Genomic DNA, 23,004 nt, shown 5'->3' on the forward strand with positions numbered 1-23,004 from the left:
AACTGAAGCCACAACCCTCTATATATGGAGCCAATTTATCTTCACCAGCATTTTGGCGTATATCAAACTATGGGAAAATCGCTAGTTATTGTCGAATCACCGGCTAAAGCCAAGACGATTAATAAGTATCTTGGTAAGGACTTTATTGTTAAGTCGAGTGTGGGACATATTCGAGATCTACCAACATCTTCCTCTGCTAAAGGAAGCAGTAGCTCCACTAAAACAGCTGCAGAAGTCCGTAAAATGGCTCCTGAAGAAAAAGCTAAGTATAAGAGTGAGCGTGATAAGAAAGCTCTAGTGGCTCGTATGGGCGTTGACCCTGATCGTGGCTGGAAAGCGAAGTATCAAATCCTACAAGGCAAAGAAAAAGTTGTTAAAGAGCTACAGACTTTGGCTGAATCAGCTGATCATGTCTATCTCGCAACGGATTTGGATAGAGAAGGAGAGGCGATTGCATGGCACCTTCAACAAGTCATAGGTGGAGATGAGTCGCGTTACCAACGTGTTGTTTTTAACGAAATCACTAAGACCGCAATCCAAGATGCTTTTAGTAAGCCATCTGAGCTGGATACCAACATGGTTAATGCTCAACAAGCACGTCGATTTTTAGACCGAGTGGTTGGTTTTATGGTGTCACCATTGCTATGGAAAAAAGTAGCACGTGGTTTGTCAGCTGGTCGAGTTCAATCCGTTGCAGTACGTCTTGTTGTTGAACGAGAAGCAGAAATCAAAGCTTTTGTGCCAGAAGAATACTGGGACGTATTTGCTGATCTTCATACGAGATCGAATGAATCATTGAAGCTTGAAGTGACAAAGTTTCGAGGTTCAGCTTTTAAGCCTGTAACTCAAGCAGAAGCTCAAGTTGCTGTAGATGCATTGTCTTCAACGCAATATAGCGTTATAGCTCGCGAGACTAAAGGCACAAAAAGTAAGCCTTCAGCGCCATATATTACTTCTACTTTGCAACAAGCAGCCAGTACACGTTTAGGTTTTGGCGTTAAGAAAACCATGATGTTGGCTCAACGCTTATATGAAGCTGGTCATATTACTTATATGCGAACTGACTCAACCAATTTAAGTAAAGAAGCCGTTGACAGTGCTCGTGAAATGATTGGCAAAGAATTTGGCCAAGCGTATTTACCAGAGCAGGCAATAAGGTATGGCAGCAAACAGGGGGCACAAGAAGCTCATGAAGCCATTAGACCTTCAAATGTTGGTTTAGAAGCTGCCTTTATGAATGATATGGAGCGCGACGCACAGAGGCTTTACGAGTTAATATGGCGTCAGTTCGTCGCATGTCAAATGACATCTGCACAGTATGATGCAACAAAACTTACGGTAAAAGCGGGTGATTATGAGCTTAAAGCCAATGGCCGTACACTCAAGTTTGATGGTTGGACACGTGTTCAGCCAGCATTAAAAAAGAAAAATGAAGAAGAAAGTGATTTACCTTTGCTGGCAACAGGTGATCCGCTTTTATTAGATTCCATTATCCCAACTCAACATTTTACCAAACCGACAGCACGCTTTAGTGAAGCCTCTTTGGTGAAAGAGCTTGAAAAGCGTGGTATCGGTCGACCGTCGACTTATGCAACTATTATTTCGACTATTCAAGATCGTGGTTACGTAAAAGTTGAAAATCGTCGATTTTATGCTGAAAAAATGGGTGAGATTGTCAGTGAACGTTTAGTTAATAGTTTTTCAAATCTAATGAGTTATGACTTTACCGCTGAAATGGAGCAAACATTAGATGATGTTGCTCATGGCGAATTAGATTGGAAAAAAGTGCTTGATGGCTTCTATAAGGGTTTTACTGGTCAACTAGAACAAGCAGAGAAAGATCCCGATGATGGCGGTATGCGCCCAAATGATATGGTTATCACTGATATTGAATGTAAAACTTGTCAGCGGCCAATGGGGATTCGTACGGGGTCAACTGGTGTATTCTTAGGGTGTTCAGGTTACGCTTTACCGCCAAAAGAGCGTTGTAAAACAACAATGAACTTGACGCCTGGTGAAGAAGCTATCAGCGACGATAATGAAACTGCTGAGACCGACGCGCTTAGAGCTATGCATCGTTGTGGTGTATGTGGCACAGCAATGGACAGCTACCTCATCGACGAAACCCGAAAACTTCACGTTTGTGGTCAGAACCCAAGTTGTGAAGGTTATGAAGTAGAAAAAGGTAACTTTAAAATCAAAGGTTATGACGGTCCACTGCTTGAGTGTGATCGATGTGGGCATAACATGGAATTGAAGAATGGCCGCTTTGGTAAATACTTCGGTTGTACTAATGATGATTGTAAAAATACTCGTAAGCTGTTGAAAAGCGGTGAAGCGGCACCACCCAAAGAAGATCCAATCTTCTTGCCTGAATTGAAGTGTACTAAGTCTGATGCGCATTTTGTTTTGCGTGATGGTGCTGCGGGAATATTTTTAGCGGCCAGTACCTTCCCTAAATCTCGTGAAACACGTGCCCCACTTGTTGAAGAGCTTGTGCATTATCGGGATTTGTTATGGGATAAATACAGCTTTTTAGCTGACGCTCCTGTAGAAGATGATAAAGGTAATAAGACTGTTGTTAAGTTTAGCCGTAAGACTAAAGAGCAGTATGTTGTAGGTGAAGCTGAAGGCAAAGTGACTGGCTTTGTTGCTAAGTACATCGATGGCAAATGGGTGGTTGAATCTAAAGTCAAAGTTAAAGTTAAAAAGAAATAATTAGCTTAAAAATGAGCAGGATATGGTTATCTGATACGAAAGCTATGAATAGAAATGTTCATAGCTTTTTTAATCGTCGCATGAAAGCTTTTGAAATAAGTGAGTATAGAAATATGCCCTCGCAAAAGGATTAGTGTAAATGATACTACTGATCAATCCATCACCAGGAAAGTCAGCCGCAATAATACCAACATAGCTAGGATTATACTTCTGTATATACTGTTTGGTGAGTACATTTGTACCTTCAAATGCAATCGAACAAATTCCAATGAAACATGATATACGCGGAAAATCAGGATCACTATTTTTCCATCCAGGTGTTGTTTTTCCAGTTAGCAGTCGAGGCGAGAATGTTGATGGCGATGAATGCCCACTTGCAATAAAATATGGAAAACTACCACCTGATCCACTTAAAAAATTGATGGCGTTTCTTTGATTATTATTAGCTTGCTTAAGCAAGTTTTTAACTTTAATCCACTTACTGTACAAATCCCAATTAGTCGTAAACTTAAAATCGTCTTGTTTATTAAAGTTTCCGTAGTATATACCTGCTCTCTGGCTCACTAAACTACCCATATCATCTAAAACAATAATACGCCCTCGCACACTGCCAAGTTCAGGGTCATATTCAGAGCTTGTCCACATAACATCTGAAAATTCATTTACGTAGTCATTGTATGTTTCTTGCCAGCTTCGGGTATTTTTTCCATCTTTATATTCTTTTCTCAATCGCATGAATATTGTTTCAGAAGGGTTGTTAATTAAAAAAGTTCTCGCTTCATTTAATACGGCGTCAAGGTGCAATTTTTGGGAAATAAAACCATGATAAAGTGAAAATTTATCTGAAGCGTGGCGGAGGCGGATATCGAGAAATCGAATACCACCATTAAGTTGCTGAGTAATTGAAAGGGATTGTGTTTGTGCAGAGTCGCCACCGTGTCTTGCTGCTGAATCGTGTGTACCTGGGATTGAAATGCTACGGATCGGTAGAGAATCTGGGAGCATTTTCATCCAACATTTCTGTTTTGGCAAATCGTCTCTACTATGGTGATACGAATTATCACCATGAGAGAGAACTTGTTGAGAATAGGATATAAGGAATATCATTGTAATAAGCGGTCTTTTGAACATAAGAAACCTGACTGTATTGACATTCTCTGATGAGCTTACCAAAAGATTGTTTGATTACAAGTTTCGTTACTCTTTGTTCAGGTTAATTTAACGCATACCCACCCTGAAGGTGTCCAATATTATTGAAACCGAGTCGTGCTAATGCTTGAGCTGCCACTAACGATCGGCTTCCGCTTCGGCACACCAAAATATATTGGTTGGACTTTTCATTTATGTGGTCAGCTACAAACTGTACTAACCGTGTCATGGGCACATTGATTTTTGCTTGTGTGCTGTGTTGAAGTGCATACTCATGAGGCTCGCGAATATCAATTAACGTATAGTTTTTATCGTGATTGAGAGTATCTTGAAGGCTGCTATTATCGTACTCTCTAATGTGCAATGACTCATCTATGTCCACATAGGCACCACATTGAATTTCCCCACCTTGCTGATCATCAAGATGAGAGTCAAGCTGTGCTTTCCTTTGGCAAAAGTCCTCTACAGTTAGATTACCTAAAAGGACAGAGTTTAATAATGAGTTACGATTACATTCAGATCTAAGTGTCGTGGTGAATTCATTGTGATAATCATGGCTTGAACAGATTAAGCAGTCTTTACCGATTAACTTATCAATTTTAGTTAAGCTCTTATGCATGGCTTTGGAACTACTTGATGAGAAATTAGTGCGCCCTAAGCTTCCCATTAAAATGGTGTCACCGCAAAATGCGTATTTGCATGAAGTGTGTGCATCTATCAAAATGTAGCTGACACTATCGTCTGTGTGACCTGGTGTTGGGACTTTAACGAGTTTGTTACTGCCAATTTGAATTGCAGAATAAACTTCAGACAGCCACGAATGAGTTAACGCATTTTCTGGCCAACCTAAATGATCGGTCAGTTGATTTTCAGGCAGTTGTTCGAGTAAATGATTTCTTGATGATTCATGATCGGCATGACCATGTGTATCGAGCACTGCGATTAATTCAAGTTGTTGGCAAGAAATGATACTTTTTAAACGTTCAGTTAGTTCAGGTAACGGGTCGATGATTATCGCTTTTTTAGTGCTAATGTCTGTGTACAACCAACAACAGCTACTACCTGATCTCAATTCTATAAGCCCATCTAAAGGCAAAGTTTTAACGGTGTTACTGTACAACAAACAGTTCTTACTGAGTGCGTTTGCTGCTAATGCTATTCTTTCGCAAGCTTGTTGACATTCATGCTCTGTCATCATTGGACCAAATGACATTCTGATCGCTGACTCACTCTGCCAAGCAGGTAACCCCATAGCATCTAGTACAAAACTTCTGGTCACTTTGGAGCTGCATGCGGAGCCAGAACTTACTCTAATATTGGCTGCATCAAATAGATCCATAATCTCTTTACTTGAAAAGTTAGGGACAGAAAAGTTAATGGTAGTTGGAACACTACTCTCAAGAGGATGATTTAATACTAAATTTGGAAAGGCGTTTTTAAGAGAATCAATCAGTTTAAGTCGATATTGGTGTAATGTATCTATGCTGGCAAACTGGTGTTCACTATCACCATTTAAAATATCAAAAATTACATTAAGTGCAGCCATACCAGGTAAGTTTTCTGTACCAGAGCGTAAACCACTTTCCTGACCACCGCCTGCTATAAAAGAAGTAAAAGGAGCAGTGTCTTTAATATAAATAAAACCCACACCCTTTGGGGCATAAAGTTTATGGCCACTAAATGGCGCATAATCAATACTGGTTTTTTCAAGATTTAAATTGGTTTTTCCCAGTGCTTGAACACAATCAGCCATCCAAAAAACATTGGGGTTGTTTACTCTAATGACTTGGTCAAGGAGAGTGATATCTTGAAAAATTCCAGTTTCATTATTTACTGCCATTGTACAAATCATGAGAGCACGAGGCACTTCTTTAGTGATAAAATCAACATCAAGTTTGCCATTTTCATCGACAGGTATTGCTTTTATTTCAACATTAATACCCAGTAATTGATTCCAATGCTTAAGTGATTCTGGTACCGCTTTGTGCTCTGTAGCACCATAAAGAATACAGTAATTTTGAGTGTCTTGAATGCGAGATTTTGCAGCAACCAATGCCGAAAGAATAGCCGTCTGAATACCTTCCGTTGCACCACTTGTAAAAATGAACTTCCCATTAGTGATACCCAAAAGTTTTTTACCTGATGCACGGGTTTTTTCCATCAGGCTTTTTGCTCTTAACCCTGTGATATGACTACTGCTGGGATTCCCAAACGTTTGCTCCATCGCATCAAATGAAGCTTCTGCAGCAGCAGGATGAACTCGGGTCGTGGCATTAGAATCTAAATAGATTTGTGAAAGCATATTGTTTTTAGTCATATCGATGGCCTTTGTTATAACTTTTTATTTCTTTTTGGTATATGTAATAACTAAATGCAATACTAGCAGGCTTCAGTGATCCTTCAATTGTTTTTTGACAAATGTTCAGCGAAAAGACAGTTTGAATGTAATTGATATTATACCAATTACAGTAATTAATCTCTCACTCAGCAAGAGCTAAAGGGTTTCAGTGCAAGGCACAAGCTCGAAGTACTATATTCCCTACGGCCGCCATACAAAGCTGGCGTTCAACGCACTTCGTGCTTTTGTCGGGATAATTCAATCTAGAAACATCAGTTGACTGCGTTCTTAAGCGTAGAAAAAATGGCTGATAGTAAGGCGTAGCTTGCAGCAAGTAGTTATTCTACTTGCAAAAGTTACAACGCAGAGAGCAGTCATTTTAGCAAGCTTGTGAGCGTAGAGCACTTCACTCATTGGGTGAAAGCCATGATGATAAAATCATCGTATTGCTCAAACAGTTACTCGTATACTCAGCGTTCAACTGATGTTTTAGGTTCAAGTGCTTGTAACGCAGCAATGGAACCCTTTAGCCTTGCCCTTCGGGAGCTTGTATGTGCTCACTTTGGTTTATAAAGAATACTTCTCAAAATTGTCCTGACGTAGCAATGTAATAACGACAGCTGTGTATGTCGGTAACAACTATGTCATCATCAATTTCGATTGCACTTTGAGCACATACATAGCTCTGAGTTGAGCATTTAATTACTGTAAATGGTATGAGGGTCTGTTGATCTTTCAGGATTAAATTTTGTGCTATTTGAGCATTTATCAGTTCAAGGCGTGAACAGTGATGCTTAGCCATCTAAGTGAGCTGGTAACAACACAGAACAGTGAATGCTCAAAAGCATCGAAAAAAGAGAGAGCGTAAATTGGTCGCTTTTTCTAAATAAAAGATGCTGCGTTATCGTTTTCTTATTTGGAAACGAAGTAACGACAGTTTTGTATGTCGATAATAACCAAACCTCACAAGCTCTGCCTTGCATAAAATAACCAATTTATCGCTGCAAAAACAATCACGAAAGATCAACAGACCCTAGTGGGTATCTCTTTAAACAAAAAAAGCCTAGCAAAAGGCTAGGCAAATTAGGTTGATGGGATTGATATTAGAGTTAGATCACTGGATGTTTTCTAAATCTCCAAACTCTCCAGCAAATAGAGCAGATGATAAGTAGCGCTCTGATGATGAAGGTAATACTACGACAATGGTTTTGTCTTTGAACTCAGGTAAGGCTGCTATACGATTGGCCGCAACGACAGCAGCACCAGATGATATACCGACTAAAATACCTTCTTCTTTCATTAGTCGATGCGCCATTTCAATTGATTCTTCATTACTGACAGCTTCAACACGATCCACAACGGATAAGTCTAAGTTGCCAGGAATAAAGCCAGCTCCGATACCTTGAATTTTATGAGGGCCAGGTTGTACAGGCTCGCCAGCAAGGGTTTGAGCGATAACTGGAGAATCAACAGGCTCAACGGCAACTGAAGTGATCTTTTTGCCTTTGGTGTTTTTGATAAAACGGCTGACACCGCTAATTGTTCCACCCGTACCTACACCAGCTACGAAGACATCAATTTCACCATCTGTGTCATTCCAGATTTCTGGACCAGTGGTTTTTTCATGTATCTCAGGGTTTGCAGGGTTATCAAATTGGCGAACGACATAGTACTTGCTCGGATTGGATTGACTTAACTCTTCAGCTTTATCAATAGCACCTTTCATCCCTTTTGGGCCTTCAGTGAGTACAAGATTTGCGCCTAACGCTTTGAGCAGTTTTCGACGTTCTAAACTCATACTATTAGGCATGGTGAGTGTTAATTTGTAACCGCGAGCGGCTGCAACATAAGCTAAAGCGATGCCTGTATTTCCTGAGGTTGCCTCAATAAGTTCTTTATCTTTCGTTAGCTCACCGCTTTTTTCAGCAGCCCAAATCATGTTGGCACCAATGCGGCATTTGACACTAAAGCTCGGGTTGCGAGCTTCTACTTTTGCTAATACATTTCCATTACTAACACGATTTAACCGAACTAACGGACTGTTACCGATAGTGAGTGAATTATCTTCGAAGATTTTACCCATGACTTATTAGACTCCTCTGATTTGTTGTTAAATCATAGTGATACTGTGGTCAAATTAAAATGATAGTTTAATCTTCTATATATTTTTTTGTTATAAGTGAGAGGTGTTTTGTTGGTTAATTGGAATATGATAGATAAAAGAATGAGAACTCTTTGGTTCTCATTCTGATTAAACGTTAAATTATAAAACCCATGCATAACTCATCTTCATGAAGATCCGTCTTTCATCTGCTGTCAATGAATCGACCTCATCCGAAGATATTAAGCCATCAGAATAGCCAAGATAGAATACACTTAATGGATTTAATTTATAGCCATAAAGTACCTCGTTACTAAGGCTAGAGCTCTTTTTGTTTCGATTACTATTGATATATAAAGTAGGATCTCGAACAATATTGGTAAATACGCTAGAGACTCTCAAAAAGCTGTTGACACTGAACTGCCAATTCAAACGTAAGTCGGTTAGATTCGCAGTGAATAAACGGCCGCCTTCAACGTTCAATCGAGTAAAGTTATGGCCTATTTCTAGCGCTAGATTGTTTTTTATATTCCACTCAAAACCTGGGCGAATTTGTAATCTTTTGCCTAAGCGGTTATTCGAAAAATCAATCGCATCACCCCAAGAAGTTCGATACATTAATGTTAAAGATGAAACAGGGTCAAACTCTGTATTAAACCAAAATTGTGTTTCATCAAACAGTTGAGAATTTCCTTTAACTGAAGTTGAATCGCTATTGTTTCTTCGCCCAACACGGGAGCGTGAGACAGCACCAAATGATATATAGCTTTGATATTTACCTTCAAGATTAACGAAGGATTCAATTTCTCTCTCAAGAATGTCTCCGTCATCATTGCGGCTCATATCCCAATCTCCGCCGACACGAATTAAATTGAAGAAGCTATTTTTTGGAAACCATTTGTAGCTACCACCTGAAACGACTTTATTAAAATCAACTTTATCAACGAAGCCAAGATCGGCTCGAAACCCATCGCTGAAACTTTCATAGTTCGCGAATACATCCCAATTCCGGCGAGCATGGCGATAATTTAAGCGATAAAAGCTTCCGCTAAAGTCGCCGTCTATTTGAGTTCTCAGCACGCTCTCACAGTCATTAACATCACAATTTTGATCTTGGTATAGATTTTTAGGGTATTCAGTTTGAGAAGAGGCGTACTGAAGTTGAAAAGTATCTTGTTCTGTTGATTGGTACTTTACATCTCCACTTAGGACATAGTTGTGATATTCATCAGCTTGCTTAATCGTTAACAAGCCACCTACAGATAACTTTTCTGAAAAATCATATCGATAACGACCTGCGACATTAATACTTTCGCTATCAATTGTTGCGACATTTGAACCTAAATTACCGGGTACTAAAAAGTTCGTTTTATTATCGTTTGCAACGAGTAATGCACTGGTGTGGTTGTCGACTTTGCTTGTGAGTTTTAAGCCGTAATCTGGAGCACCGATATTTCGAGTATGTAATAGATTTTCTTGAGTATCAAAATAGTCTTTATTATCTAAAAAGAAAGGACGTTTTTCGGGATAAAAAAGCGCAAAAGTTGTGTTTACGTCTAATTGTCCTGCGTCTGATTCAATTTGAGAGAAATCAGGATTAATCGTAGCATTTAATAATGTTGAGGGTGTAATAGCCCAGCGAGTATCTAAGCTAACTTCAGTCTGGGTACCATGTTCCCATTCCGATACTGGGTTAGTATCGCGGCTGCTGTGTCTTGCAGCAACTAAAGAAGGAGTTATTTGGAGCCCACGACCTTGGGAAATATTTTTCAAACCACTGGCTGTGCCTATTTGGCATAAGTTACAGTTGTTGTTCCGGTCGTGCTTGTTATTCGATAATCTTATATTTTCACCACGGGGGTAATACCGAATAAAGTCGATTCCCCAAACTTGCTCTTCGAGACTGTCATCAAAATTAAACATTGACAGCGGAAGCTCTATTTCAACTTGATATCCAGTTTGTGTTCGCTTAGCTGCACTGTACCAAATACCATCCCAAGCGTCGCTTTCCCTTCCTGTTAACTCATTCTCTATTGTGTCTGTTTGAACGCCGTATGGGTTAATGAAGAAATTATAAGCAAGGCGAGCATTGTTAAATGTGTCGAATCGAACTCCAACGAGATCTTCTCCCCAAGAACTGTCCCTATCGGTGAGGTTAGCGATAACATTATTTGGTTCAGGATCATGAGCCACGAAACTTACAAAAAGACTTTTTTTAGTCGCAAATATTTTTGCTTCTGTTGTTACTGGAGCATCAGTGTTTTCATTCGGCTGAGTTTCAAAGTTCAGCTTCGTTGTAGCAGCTTGTTGCCAGTAGCTTTCGGAAAGTTCTCCATCAATTTTTATTGTAGCGTCTAATGTTGGTATTTTAATATGGGAGCTTTTTGAATCTCTTGCAAAGGCTGGATTAAACAATCCTAAACTCATACAGCTAGCGTAAATAAGAGTCGAATATTTCAAAATGAAGGGTGCCTGTTATTAGATTGTTGTGATTGTAGTCATTGATGGCTGACTATGAAAATAATCAAAGTGTTATTTTGACAGAAATCAATATGTAATGGCAGTTTTATAATTGTTACAAAATTTTACTCTAGTCGTTTTTCTGAACACTTCTTGAAGCAATAGTCGTTTGTTTCAAAATTAACTTAACAAACACGGCTTGATCTGTTCTGAATAAGGGGGAAATTAGTCGTTTAATACCGTGATGAGGTGAATAATGAAAAAACTTTCTGTGTTGGTTAGCGCTTTTTGCTTCATACAACAAATGGCGTTTGCAAGTGATTTTACCGAACAAATCACACAACTTGATATTGATGTTCAAATGTATCAATGCCCTCAATATGATGAAGTTTTAGCAAACGAACTTGTTCAATTAACCAAGAATAATGAATTAATTCAAAGTGTATGTGAGTTTAGTGGTCACGAAGAAGAATGTCTTAATGGTGCTTTTTCTTTATTTTCAGAAGCTACTGGATTAGCTAATATTGCTTTGGATCCAAATACTGGAAAGTATGGCTGTTATATGGCGCGTTCTGATCAACAAATGTTGCATTTGTATTTCGAGTTGTTTTTAGAAAACAACTTGTAATATCAATTATACTAGGGTCTGTTGATCTTTCGTGATTGTTTTTGCAGCGATAAATTGGTTATTTTATGCAAGGCAGAGTTTGTGAGGTTTGGTTATTATCGACATACAAAACTGTCGTTGCTTCGTTTCCAAATAAGAAAACGATAACACAGCACCTTTTATTTAGAAAGAGCGACCAATTTACGCTCTCTCTTTTTTCGATGCTTTTGAGCATTCACTGTTCTGTGTTGTGACCAGCTTGCTTAGATGACTAAGCATCACTGCTCACGCCTTAAACCTAAAAACATCAGTTGAACGCTGAGTATATGAGTAACTGTTTGAACAATGGGATGATTTTATTATCATGTTTTTCACCCAATGAGTGAAATGCTCTACGCTCACAAGCTTGCTAAAATGGCTGCTATCTGCGTTGTAACTTTTGCAAGTAGAATAACTACTTGCTGCAAGCTACGTCTTACTATCAGCCATTTTTTCTACGCTTGAGAACGCAGTCAACAGATGTTTCTAGGGAGCGCCACGAAGCGCTTTATTCTGTTGTGGGATTTGTCTCAACGTATACGCAGCCAAGCGATTACATGGCCATAAACCAGAGACAGCAACGTTATTATTTATAATAAGTCCATCAGGTTGAAACGTACCTGACGGGATAATTACCAGTTCATCCCGAAATCTGACGGGCATGCATAATGGGTAACCGCTATGACATGAAGCCCTGTGACAAAGGCCTTGAATAAAGGTTGAGATGCAATGTAGGCCGCAGCATCAAGCGAATTCAGTTAAGCGTCGTAAATCAAAAAATGAAGATGGGGAGTCTTTCCTAGTTGACGAACCCTGACACAAACAGAGAAGCAACTGGTAAATGCATCTGTTTGATCTTCCGGCGTAATATGAAGTGGCATGTATTGAAGGAAATAAAGTGAACGTGGGAGAGCCTGAGTGTTGGAAGGTAGTGACTTGCACTATCCGAATATAAGGTAAACCGAAATTTCAGATAGGGCGCTCAGGCAGTCGGATGAGCCCATAGTACCGTTAACCGTGAAGACAACATAACTTTACATCAGGGAAGGGGCTCAGTGTTACACCCGTTTTTTAACGTAACTTTTGAGGTGAAATTGCCATATGGCTAACACTCCAGTAAATATCAGAATATTACAGCGAAAACTTTACTTACGCTCAAAGCTTAACTCGGAGCTTCGATTTTACAGCTTGTACGATAAACTCAGTCGCCTAGATATACTCGAAGAAGCCTATCGACGATGCAAAGCCAATAAAGGCGGAGCAGGAATTGATGGCATCACATTCAGTTATCTAGAGCAGCAAAAGAAAGTCGTTGCGCTGTTAAAAGAAATTCAAACTCAATTACAACAGAAAAACTATCGACCTAGCCCAGTCAAACGAGTAGAAATACTCAAAGACAACGGCAAAACGCGGAAACTTGGGATCCCGATAATCAGTGACAGAATTGTGCAAATGGCGATGACAATAGTGATGCAACCCGTCTACGAACCTCATTTACATGAACACAGTTATGGCTACCGTCCATGTCGAAGCGCCCAGCAAGCGGTAAAAGTCATTGAAATGAGCCTAAAACAAGGCTATCAGCACGTACTCGATGCTGACTTGAGCGCCTATTTCGATACCATTCCGCACGCTAAGTTGATGACAAAAATAGAAAGGCGAATAAGCGACAGCAGCTTTCTGAGTTTACTGAAAAGCTTTATCAAAGCGCCCATCAGCATAGAGACGGTCAACGGGAAATGGCGAATAGAAGCAAGCCGATGTGGCACTCCGCAAGGCGGAGTTATCTCTCCACTACTGGCTAACATCTATCTCAACGATTTCTGTTTGAAAATACACGAAAAAACACCGTGTAAAATCGTTACCTATGCAGATGATTTTGTTGTACTTCATAAGCAAACCTACACACAAGAGCAACTGGACTGGATAACACAGCAATTAAGTGATGAAGGTCTGAAGCTAAATCAAAGTAAAACCCACTGTGTGGATATGGGAAAGCTGATGAATGAGTTTGATTTCCTCGGTTTTAACTTTCAACGGATCACAGGCCTCATCAAAGGCACCAGTTACATCAAGATACAGGCGTCTAAGAAGAGCCAAACAAAGCTGAAAAATAAAATCAGAGACATAGTGAAACACCGAACCTCAAATACACTTGGCGTACTGATAAATAAGGTTAATCAAGTTCTGAGGGGATGGAAACACTATTTTGGTGGGATAGGTTATCCCAGAGGTGTATTTTTCAGAATAAATGGATTTGTAGTAAACCGGTTCTATCGCTGGCATCGTCGCTTAAGTCAACGTCGAAGCAAGTATCTATCACGAGGTGCTTACGAAAAATTACGCCAAGCTGGTCTTGAGTATTTACCCACGACAAGATGATAAGCAAAGTGAAGGGGCTGAGAGAAGTGTAACAACAGAGCCGTGTGAGGGAAAACCTCATGCACGGAATCGAAGAGGGGCTGCTGGATAAGCGATAGCGAAGCCAGTAGCCTACTCTACTTGAACAGATAAATGCCCAAATAGCACAAAATTTAATCCTGAAAGATCAACAGACCCTAATTAAATGCTCAACTCAGAGCTATATAGGTGCTCAAAGTGCAATCGAAATTGATGAAGGCATAGTTGTTTTACGTCAAGACAATTTTGAGAAGTAATTTGAGTGCATACAAGCTCTCGAAGGGCAAGGCTAAAGGATTCCATTACTGCGTTACAAGCACTTGAATTATCCTGACAAAAGCACGAAGTGCGTTGAACGCCAGCTTTGTATGGCGGCTGTAGGGAATATAGTACCGCAAACTTGCGCTTTGTACTGAAACTCTTTAGCTTTTGTTGAGTGAGTTATTAATTACTGTAATCGGTATAATAAACAGATTGAGTCAATTTGCCTAGGTAAAGTTGCGGAAGAAAGTATACCAATGAGTTCTCGTCATTCCAGCGCAGGCTGGAAACGAAGTAACGACAGTTTTGTATGTCGGTAGTCTAGTGCCTTTGCTTTTTTCTATAAAAGTCACTGGATACCAGCCTTCGCTAGTATGACAAAGATTGGCTTTTTTGTAGGTGTTGTTTGCCATCAATACGAGTGTGTGGTGTTTATGTCCGTAATAAAAAGTGAACCTTCTCAAACATGGACTGAATATTTGTATCAAAATTTACCCAGCATGGAAACATATCTTGGCTTTGCGGTCACAGCGGGTGCAGGTTTTGCAGTTGGCGGGCCACTGGGAGCTGGGGTGGCATTGGGAAGTCGTTATTTGATACGAGCACCACTCTCATCCGTTTCACATAGCAGTTTAGGTTATATTCAAGAAAACTTTTTTAATGAGAAAATTCAAAAACGCTCAGACTTTAGTTTTACATTTAACGTGCTTAATATTGCAGGTGATGCCGTGATTATAGGCGTTACCAGTTCTCAAGGAAAATTAGTTGGAACGTTAGCGGCTGCGGCAGGAATAGTCGGTGGAGTTAATGCTGCTAGTTTAATAGGAAAAGTGCTGAAGTGTTATAACATTGAGAATACTATTGGCGGAAGAGTCATCAAGTTTTCAGCAGGTGTTATTGTAGGTTTTTTCACCGCACGTTATTTTGTAAAAAGTATCTCTTGTATGCAAGCCAAAACAGAAAATGAGAATACTAAAAACAAAACTTTATCAATAACAGATCATCGACACCAGCAAAAAGTCAACTTCGCCAAATCGTTAGAAAGTAACGCTCCGCTCGATATCAAACTTCAAATAGCGCCAGAATCAGGTTCTTCACCTTTTACTTGTTCTGACGGTGTCTGTGCCCGTGCTCCAATAAACACAGAGGTATATGTTCAAATTGAAAAGAAGAGAAAGGAAAAGGAAAAGGATAAAAAGCAATAACAAACTTGAATTTTGGATAATCGAATCGCTACAGCACAGCTATTTTCGCCTATTTCAGTGTTGTAGTTTTCTGAAATAGACTCACTATTCCCAAAATTACAGCTCAACAAATTGTTTTAAGGAAAATTGCGGAAGAAAGTATACCGATGAGTTCACGTCACTCCAGCGCAGGCTGGGAACGAAGTAACGACAGTTTTGTATGTCGGAGTTAGTGCCTTTGCTTTTTCCTATAGAAAGACACTGGATACTAGTCTTGGCTTTGGCTGGTATGACAAAGATTGGTACTTTCTAAATCGCTAGATCCCTAAGAGCCCCAAATTTAATCTGGAGCTATCACATTGTTTCGATAAGCTTCACGGTATTTATCGACCCACATTGCCGTGGCTCCACAAATAGCGACGGGCATCACAATGAAGTTTACAATCGGGATCATTGAAAACAGTGACGCGGTTGCGCCAAAACTAAAACTCGACCCACGAGTTTGCTTTAATGCAAATTTCATATCTTCAAATTTTACTTTGTGGTTATCAAATGGGTAATCACAATATTGAATCGCCATCATCCATGCAGTAAACATAAACCAAACGATAGGAAAAACGGTTTGGCCAATGACAGGAACAAAAAAGAGCAATAGGATTAAAACTGCTCTGGGCAAATAGTATTTAAATTTCTGCCATTCTCGTCCCAAGATTCTGGGTAAATCTTTGATCAAATCCATAGTGCCGCCCGTATTCATGGGCTTCCCTGTTAACGATTGCTCAACTTTTTCAGCCAGCAAGCCATTAAAAGGAGCGGATAACCAGTTCATCACAGAACTGAATACAAAAGACATGGTGATCAACATCGTAATGATGGCAATAGGCCAAAGCAAAAAACGAAGCCAGTTCAGCATTTCTGGTAGTTGGGTATCAAGCCAATCGAACAAAATTTGAAGTTGGCTTAATGCTAAATAAAATGCTCCTGCAAATAAAATCAAGTTAATCGTTAATGGAATAAACACAAAGGTTCGAAGACCAGGCTGTTTTATTAACTTAAATCCTTCTAAAAAATAATTTACACCGCTTTTTGCTGGAATTTGTGTACTCATAAAGATTAAGATCTCAAAACTATTGTCTATTATTGATTGTGAATAACTCAATCAAGAATGACAAGTCGTAAATGGTTAACACTTTTATAAAAAACGTTACAAAATGCTGCGTGCTTTGCTAAAGTAACCATTAGATTGTTCTTCCTTTCTTTTAGAGTAACTAACAGCCCATTAATGAAACTAAAACAGATAAAGCTGGCTGGATTTAAGTCGTTTGTTGACCCAACAAAAATCCCTTTTCAAAAAGCTCTAACAGGTGTGATTGGACCCAATGGTTGTGGGAAATCTAATGTCATTGATGCTGTTCGTTGGGTTTTGGGTGAGAGCAACGCCAAACATCTTCGTGGTGGCGCCATGACGGATGTCATATTTAGCGGGTCGAGTGCAAGGCGTCCTGTATCTGTCGCTGGCGTAGAGTTGTTTTTTGACAATCAAGACGGTCGATTGCCTGGGCAATACGCGAGTTATCAAGAAATATCAGTTAAGCGGCAAGTCACTCGTGACGGTGATTCAACTTATTATCTAAATGGCCAAAAATGTCGCCGTAAAGATATTACCGATTTATTTATGGGCACTGGGCTTGGGCCTAGAAGTTACGCCATTATTGAACAGGGCATGATTTCAAGGCTGATTGAATCTAAACCTCAAGATCTAAGGGTATTTATTGAAGAAGCTGCTGGAATTTCACGTTACAAAGAAAGGCGTCGTGATACTGAAAATAGAATTAGACACACCAGAGAGAATTTAGAGCGATTAGGTGATATTCGTGGCGAATTAGCGCTGCAACTCGATAAACTGTCGGAACAATCTAAAGCAGCATTGAAATATCGAGAGCATAAAAAAGTTGAACGTCAAACTCATGCAGAACTGTTGGTTTTAAGATATGAAGATCATGTTAAAAAAACTGAAGAACTATCGGCAAAAATTAATCAGTTAGATACAGAGCTTTTAAAGGCTCAATCTGAAAATCAGACAGTCACAACCAAGCAAACCGAATTAAATATTGGACTCAGTGAGCTTGTTGGAATTGAACAGAAAAAAGTGGCTGAATTTTATCAATCAGGCACTCAAATCGCTAAGCTTGAACAACAGATTAGCCATCAAAAAGAGCGAGAAGAGCAATCAAATCAGCAAGTAAATGAGATAAAAAGCAAACAAAGTGATCTTGAAACTCAAGTAGAACAACAAATTAATCAATTAAACCGTTTGGATGAAGAAGTAAATCATGCTCAACCAGAGTTTGAGCTGATGGATGAAAAGCTTGGGCAACTGATTGATCAAATAGAACAATATGAAAAAACGGGCAGAAGCCAACAAGATAATTTTCACGCGCAAAAACAAAAATTGAGTAATGTTCATTCTCAACAGCAAGTACTTGCCACCCAAATTGAGCACAGTGCAAGTCAAATACTTCAAGTCAGCGATCAAATAAATATTTATCGGCAACAGCTTGCAGTTTTGGAAGACGAAAGCAGCGTTGATAGTGATGATTCAAAAAAATTGCAAGAATTAATCGCGCACATTGCTGATGATGAAAATAGGATACAAAACAACACGAAGGATTTGCAGTCTTTAGAGATTGATATCCATCAATCTCAACAGCAACAACAGCAAAATCAGCAAGCTGTTGCAGTGGATACATCCCGTTTAGCCTTTATCAATAGTGAATTGTTATTGAGTCAGTCAACAACGGAGAAACAATTGTGGCAAGTGATAAATGCTAGTCCTGGGTGGGAAAAAGCCGTAGAAGTGGTTTTAGGGCACTTACTATCATCAAATGTTACCTTAATGGAATTACTTTCGACTGAGCATAATGGCTTTGTCGAGTCTGACGGTAAAACTACCCATAAACTATTGAGCTCGTCTGAAGTGAATTTGTCTCCGTGGTTGGATGGCGTGCACTGCGCTGAAAATTTAACCGAGGCGAAATCGTTACTACCTGATCTTAATCAGTCTCACCTGATAGCAACAAAAGACGGTTATTTATTGGGACATGGATTTTTATTAGGTAAGGCAGAAACGAGTCAATCTCAATTGAGTTTAGTGAGTGAGCAAGAACACCTGACTCAGCAAGTGAAATCACTTGAAGTTAAACAGAAACAATTAAATGAAAGCTTAACTCAGCTTTTGGAGCAACGTACAGAGCTTAATGAAAAGCACAAACAGCTTAATTCGTCTTTACAAGAAAGTAATTTATTAAGAACCAGCATCTTATCAAAGCAAGCTGCCGTTCGGGAGCAAAAAGAAAAAGATGAAGTACAAAAAAAATTATTACTTGAGCAATTAGAATACTCAACAAAGCAACAAGTTGAGTTAGAGTTAACCCGAGAAAGCCATCATGAGAAGCAACTCCAGTTATATGCACTTTCAGAGCAAGTTCAGCAAGAACTAGTTTCTAGTGAAACCAAAGTTCAGACCTATCGCATTGAGCATCAAAATTTAAAGCAACAATCTCAACAAGCGCAACAAAGCAGAAATGAGCTACAAAGTAAGTTACAAAACCTTTTGACACAACAAGCACTTGTTAAACAACAAGTGGAACAAAACAATCTGCGAAAAATAGAATTAGCGGTTCAATTGCAGCGAATCTCGAAAGAGAGCAATGCAAATGAAGCCGTAGGTGAATCTATAAAAGATGCATCCATAGAACTTCAGTTGCAGAAACTATTAAGTAAACAAACGGATCTGCAAAAAGAGCTCAATGAGATAAGAAGCCAACAGCTTGAACTGCAACAGCAAATAGATAGTTTAAAAAGTGAGCAGCAAAAGCATGTGGTTCAAATACAAGGCTTGACTCAGTCAATCAGCGAGTTAAAGTTACAACGTGAAGGTTTAAAGGGGCAAGCTGATAGTCAATTACAATTGTTAAAAGAAGAGGGCATTCAGTTACAAACTGTTATGTCGCAGCTTGACGATAATGCCAATATATCACAATGGCAACAAAAGCTTGAAAGAGTTCGAAGCCAGATCAGACAGCTAGGAGCCATAAACCTAGCCGCGATTAGCGAATTTGAACAACAAAGTGAGCGGAAAAATTATCTAGATGGTCAATGTGATGATTTGAATCAAGCGCTTCAAAGTTTAGAATCTGCAATACGCAAGATTGATAAAGAAACACGAATTCGTTTTAAAACGACGTTCGAGAAAGTGAATGAAGATTTAAGTCAGTTATTTCCAAAAGTATTTGGTGGCGGCAGTGCTTACTTAGCGCTTACCGATGATGACTTACTAGAAACGGGTGTGACGATCATGGCAAGACCGCCCGGTAAAAAGAATAGTACAATTCATTTACTTTCTGGTGGAGAAAAAGCTTTAACCGCTTTATCATTAGTATTCGCAATTTTTAGGTTAAATCCAGCACCATTTTGTATGTTGGATGAAGTTGATGCTCCGCTAGACGATGCGAATGTTGAACGTTTTTGTCGATTATTAAAAGAAATGTCAAAAACAGTACAGTTTATTTATATTAGCCATAATAAAATCACCATGGAATTGGCTGAGCAGTTAATTGGTGTAACGATGCATGAGCCGGGAGTCTCTCGTATTGTAACTGTGGATATTGATGAAGCAGTTGCATTGGCAGATGCAGGATAATGATTGGAAGAACAGGGTAACGAATGGAAGACCTACGACTAATTTTTGGGGTACTGGGTGGAATCGCTATTTTAGGAGTGATGATTCATGGAATTTGGTCTATTCGTCGTCAACAGATGAATAACATAAAGGGACAAAAGAAACCCCATAGAAAAGTTCTTACAAAACAAGTTCGAGATGCTGATGGCTTTGATGTTGATGGCATAAGTGAAGTTCGAGTTCGTTCTGCCCAAAGAGCACGAGCAGAAGTCCAAACTGAAAGCTCAATTAAAGAGACTTCAGTTGAGCCGAATATTAAAACTGAAACACAACGTCGAGTTGAGCCAGCATTAAATGCAGATGTAATGGATGAACCCGCTATTATTGCGAAACGAGATGAGCCTGTTATGGAACCGACACAAGTAGGATTGTTTGATAATCAAGAGCTTAATGCTCAAGAACTAGAAAATCCAGACGTAAATGAAAAGTCAGAGATCACTTCTGAGCCTAGTGCTGATTCTCAAAATGAAGCATCAGTCGAACAGCCACAAGATGTGGAAGAAGAATTACCTGATCCATATGATGTGTTAGTTTTGCATGTAATGGGGAAAAGTGGAGAAATGCTTAAAGGTGCAGAGCTACTTCCATCTATGCTGAGCATGAACTTTAAGTTTGGTGAAATGGATATTTTTCATAGACATCAAGATGCATCTGGAAACGGGAAGGTACTGTTTTCAATCGCTAACATGGTAAATCCAGGCGTTTTTGATCCAGATAATATGGAGCAATTTAGCACTCAAGGCGTAGTCATGTTCATGCGATTACCTTGCCATGGAAAAGCCTTACATAACTTTTCTATCATGTTGAACTCTGCCATGCAGATGGCCGATGATTTAGGCGCAACGGTAATGGATGGTCAGCGAGAGCCGTGGGATGAAGCAAAGAAGTTGGATTACATCAGGCGCATAAAATCGTAAAAGTAAAATTAATATTTTTAGAAAAGGTCGCAATAGCGGCCTTTTTAGTTACAGAGACAAGATATGATCGATATTAAGAAAGCTGCAGCCGAAATCTCTGAATTATCAGAGCTATTAAATAAACACAATATTAGTTATTACGTAGACGATGAGCCAAGCGTACCTGACGCTGAATATGATCGATTAATGAATCAACTTAAAGAGCTCGAGAAATCGTTTCCTGAGTTGGTGAGAGAAGACTCTCCTTCACAGCGTGTTGGTGGTGTAGCGTTAAGCAAATTTGACCCAATCATTCATTTAAAACCCATGCTTAGCTTAGATAATGCCTTTGATGAAGAAGACCTCGGTGCTTTTAACAATCGAAATGTTGAAAAGGTTGGTGAGATTCAATATTGCTGTGAACCTAAGTTGGATGGGCTAGCTGTCAGCATTTTATATCGTAATGGAGTGTTAGAGCGAGCGGCGACCCGTGGTGATGGTAGTGTTGGCGAAGACATAACAATGAATGTAAGAACTATTCGTTCTATTCCATTAAAATTACGAGGGGAATTTCCTCCCTTAGTCGAAGTACGCGGTGAAGTCTTTATGCCCCATGCATCATTCAATAAAGTGAACGACGCAGCAAAAGCAAAAGGCGATAAAGTGTTTGTTAATCCGAGAAATGCGGCCGCGGGAAGTTTACGCCAGTTAGACAGTCGTATTACTGCGAGTCGAAATTTAGGTTTTTATTCTTATGCGCTCGGTGTGGTTGAGCCAGAAAGTTGGCCGCTTAAACTGAGCCACTTTGAGCAATTGATGCAGCTTAAATCTTGGGGCGTACCAGTCAGCGACGAAGTAAAAGTGTGTATAACATTGTCAGATGTGACAGCTTACTACGCGGATATTTTAAGACGTCGAGGTGAATTAGCCTATGAAATTGACGGTGTAGTGATAAAGACCAACTCAATTGATCAACAGTTAGAGCTTGGATTTGTTGCCAAAGCACCCCGTTGGGCAATAGCATACAAGTTTCCAGCGCAAGAAGAAATGACTAGGCTTGAACAGGTAGATTTCCAAGTCGGTCGAACAGGTGCCATTACGCCAGTAGCTCGTTTAAAGCCGGTATTTGTTGGTGGGGTGACGGTATCAAATACAACGTTACATAATGCTGATGAAATTGAGCGCCTTGGCGTAAAAATTGGTGATACCGTTATTGTTCGTCGTGCTGGGGATGTCATTCCGCAGATTGTATCAATCGTCCCTGAAAAGCGCATTAGTGACGCCAGTGATATTGTGTTTCCCTCATGTTGTCCAATTTGTGATTCATTAGTCGAAAGGTTAGAAGGTGAAGCTGTTGCAAGGTGTACGGGTGGTTTGTTCTGTGAAGCACAACGCAAAGAAGCCATTAAACACTTTGCTTCGCGTAAGGCGATGAATATTGATGGTATGGGCGATAAAGTCGTTGAGCAGCTAATTGATAAAGAGCTTATTAAAACACCAGCTGATTTATTTAAGTTAACCGCATCTATGGTGACCATGCTTGATCGTATGGGGATGAAGTCAGCGACGAACCTTGTTCAGGCTATTGAAAAAGCAAAAGCAACAACACTTGCAAAATTTTTATACTCACTTGGTATTCGAGAAGTCGGTGAAGCAACAGCAGCAAACTTAGCGAGTTATTTCAAATCGATAGAAGCATTGCGAATGGCAGACATTGAGCAACTTACAGCCGTTGAAGATGTTGGAACGATTGTTGCCCAGCACCTTTCTCACTTTTTGAAACAGCCACATAATAATGAAGTGATTGATGCGTTAATCGAAGCAGGCGTGCATTGGCCAGAAATTCAAGCTGTTACTGAAGACTCTCAAGCGTTGAAAGGGCAAACTTGGGTATTAACCGGTACATTAACTCAGCTCAATCGCTCAGATGCTAAAGCAAGACTGCAGGAGTTAGGTGCAAAAGTTGCGGGAAGTGTATCTAAGAATACTGATTGCGTGGTTGCAGGTGAATCAGCTGGTTCTAAACTTGCTAAGGCATTAGAGTTAGGAATAAAAGTCATTGATGAAGACGAATTACTGGCTACTATATCTTCATAGTTTATTTACGAAT

The 23,004-nt window shown here is 39.6% G+C and carries 12 protein-coding genes; 7 read left to right on the plus strand and 5 right to left on the minus strand.

Annotated features, from left to right (window positions below; all coding sequences use genetic code 11):
* Positions 1 to 69: 69 nt before the first annotated feature.
* Positions 70 to 2,718 (plus strand): type I DNA topoisomerase, encoded by a 2,649-nt coding sequence (gene topA, locus E2I05_RS06690; RefSeq protein WP_121854199.1) that lies wholly within the window; start codon positions 70 to 72, stop codon positions 2,716 to 2,718.
* A 69-nt stretch (positions 2,719 to 2,787) separates the two neighbouring features.
* Here the strand turns inward: topA and E2I05_RS06695 are convergent, their stop codons facing one another.
* From E2I05_RS06695 to E2I05_RS06710, 4 genes are all read right to left on the minus strand, one after another.
* Positions 2,788 to 3,729, minus strand: a complete 942-nt coding sequence (locus tag E2I05_RS06695) for a phosphatidylinositol-specific phospholipase C (RefSeq protein WP_207805300.1) — start codon at positions 3,727 to 3,729, stop codon at positions 2,788 to 2,790.
* A 202-nt stretch (positions 3,730 to 3,931) separates the two neighbouring features.
* Positions 3,932 to 6,184 (minus strand): aminotransferase class V-fold PLP-dependent enzyme, encoded by a 2,253-nt coding sequence (locus E2I05_RS06700; RefSeq protein WP_121854194.1) that lies wholly within the window; start codon positions 6,182 to 6,184, stop codon positions 3,932 to 3,934.
* Positions 6,185 to 7,319: 1,135 nt separating this feature from the next.
* Positions 7,320 to 8,288 (minus strand): cysteine synthase A, encoded by a 969-nt coding sequence (gene cysK, locus E2I05_RS06705; RefSeq protein WP_121854195.1) that lies wholly within the window; start codon positions 8,286 to 8,288, stop codon positions 7,320 to 7,322.
* A 180-nt stretch (positions 8,289 to 8,468) separates the two neighbouring features.
* Positions 8,469 to 10,733, minus strand: a complete 2,265-nt coding sequence (locus E2I05_RS06710; protein WP_121854196.1) for a carbohydrate binding family 9 domain-containing protein — start codon at positions 10,731 to 10,733, stop codon at positions 8,469 to 8,471.
* Positions 10,734 to 11,022: 289 nt separating this feature from the next.
* On the opposite strand from E2I05_RS06710, the gene E2I05_RS06715 reads away from it, so the two are divergent.
* The 3 genes from E2I05_RS06715 (at position 11,023) to E2I05_RS06725 (ending at position 15,278) form a co-directional block, all read left to right on the plus strand.
* Positions 11,023 to 11,394, plus strand: coding sequence for a hypothetical protein (locus E2I05_RS06715; RefSeq protein ID WP_121854197.1), 372 nt, complete (start codon positions 11,023 to 11,025; stop codon positions 11,392 to 11,394).
* Between the two features lie 1,119 nt (positions 11,395 to 12,513).
* Positions 12,514 to 13,794, plus strand: coding sequence for a group II intron reverse transcriptase/maturase (gene ltrA / locus E2I05_RS06720; RefSeq protein WP_133309525.1), 1,281 nt, complete (start codon positions 12,514 to 12,516; stop codon positions 13,792 to 13,794).
* A gap of 653 nt (positions 13,795 to 14,447) precedes the next feature.
* Entirely contained in the window at positions 14,448 to 15,278 is an 831-nt protein-coding gene (locus tag E2I05_RS06725; protein WP_145964466.1) for a hypothetical protein, read from the plus strand.
* Positions 15,279 to 15,597: 319 nt separating this feature from the next.
* On the opposite strand, the gene cysZ is transcribed toward E2I05_RS06725, so the two are convergent.
* Positions 15,598 to 16,365: a sulfate transporter CysZ gene (gene cysZ / locus E2I05_RS06730; protein ID WP_121852816.1), complete on the minus strand. Its 768-nt coding sequence runs from the start codon at positions 16,363 to 16,365 to the stop codon at positions 15,598 to 15,600.
* A 174-nt stretch (positions 16,366 to 16,539) separates the two neighbouring features.
* Between cysZ and smc the strand changes: the two genes are divergently transcribed.
* From smc to ligA, 3 genes are all read left to right on the plus strand, one after another.
* A complete protein-coding gene (gene smc / locus E2I05_RS06735; protein ID WP_121852817.1) occupies positions 16,540 to 19,959 on the plus strand; it encodes a chromosome segregation protein SMC in 3,420 nt (1,139 codons plus the stop codon).
* 23 nt (positions 19,960 to 19,982) lie between these two features.
* On the plus strand, positions 19,983 to 20,915 hold the full coding sequence (zipA, locus tag E2I05_RS06740; RefSeq protein ID WP_121852818.1) for a cell division protein ZipA: 933 nt from the start codon (positions 19,983 to 19,985) through the stop codon (positions 20,913 to 20,915).
* A gap of 63 nt (positions 20,916 to 20,978) precedes the next feature.
* The gene (gene ligA, locus E2I05_RS06745; RefSeq protein ID WP_121852819.1) at positions 20,979 to 22,991 is read left to right on the plus strand and encodes an NAD-dependent DNA ligase LigA; all 2,013 of its coding nucleotides are present in this window, start codon (positions 20,979 to 20,981) and stop codon (positions 22,989 to 22,991) included.
* Positions 22,992 to 23,004: the final 13 nt, after the last annotated feature.

Origin of the sequence: Parashewanella spongiae (assembly GCF_004358345.1) — a bacterium.
Lineage (GTDB): Bacteria > Pseudomonadota > Gammaproteobacteria > Enterobacterales > Shewanellaceae > Parashewanella > Parashewanella spongiae.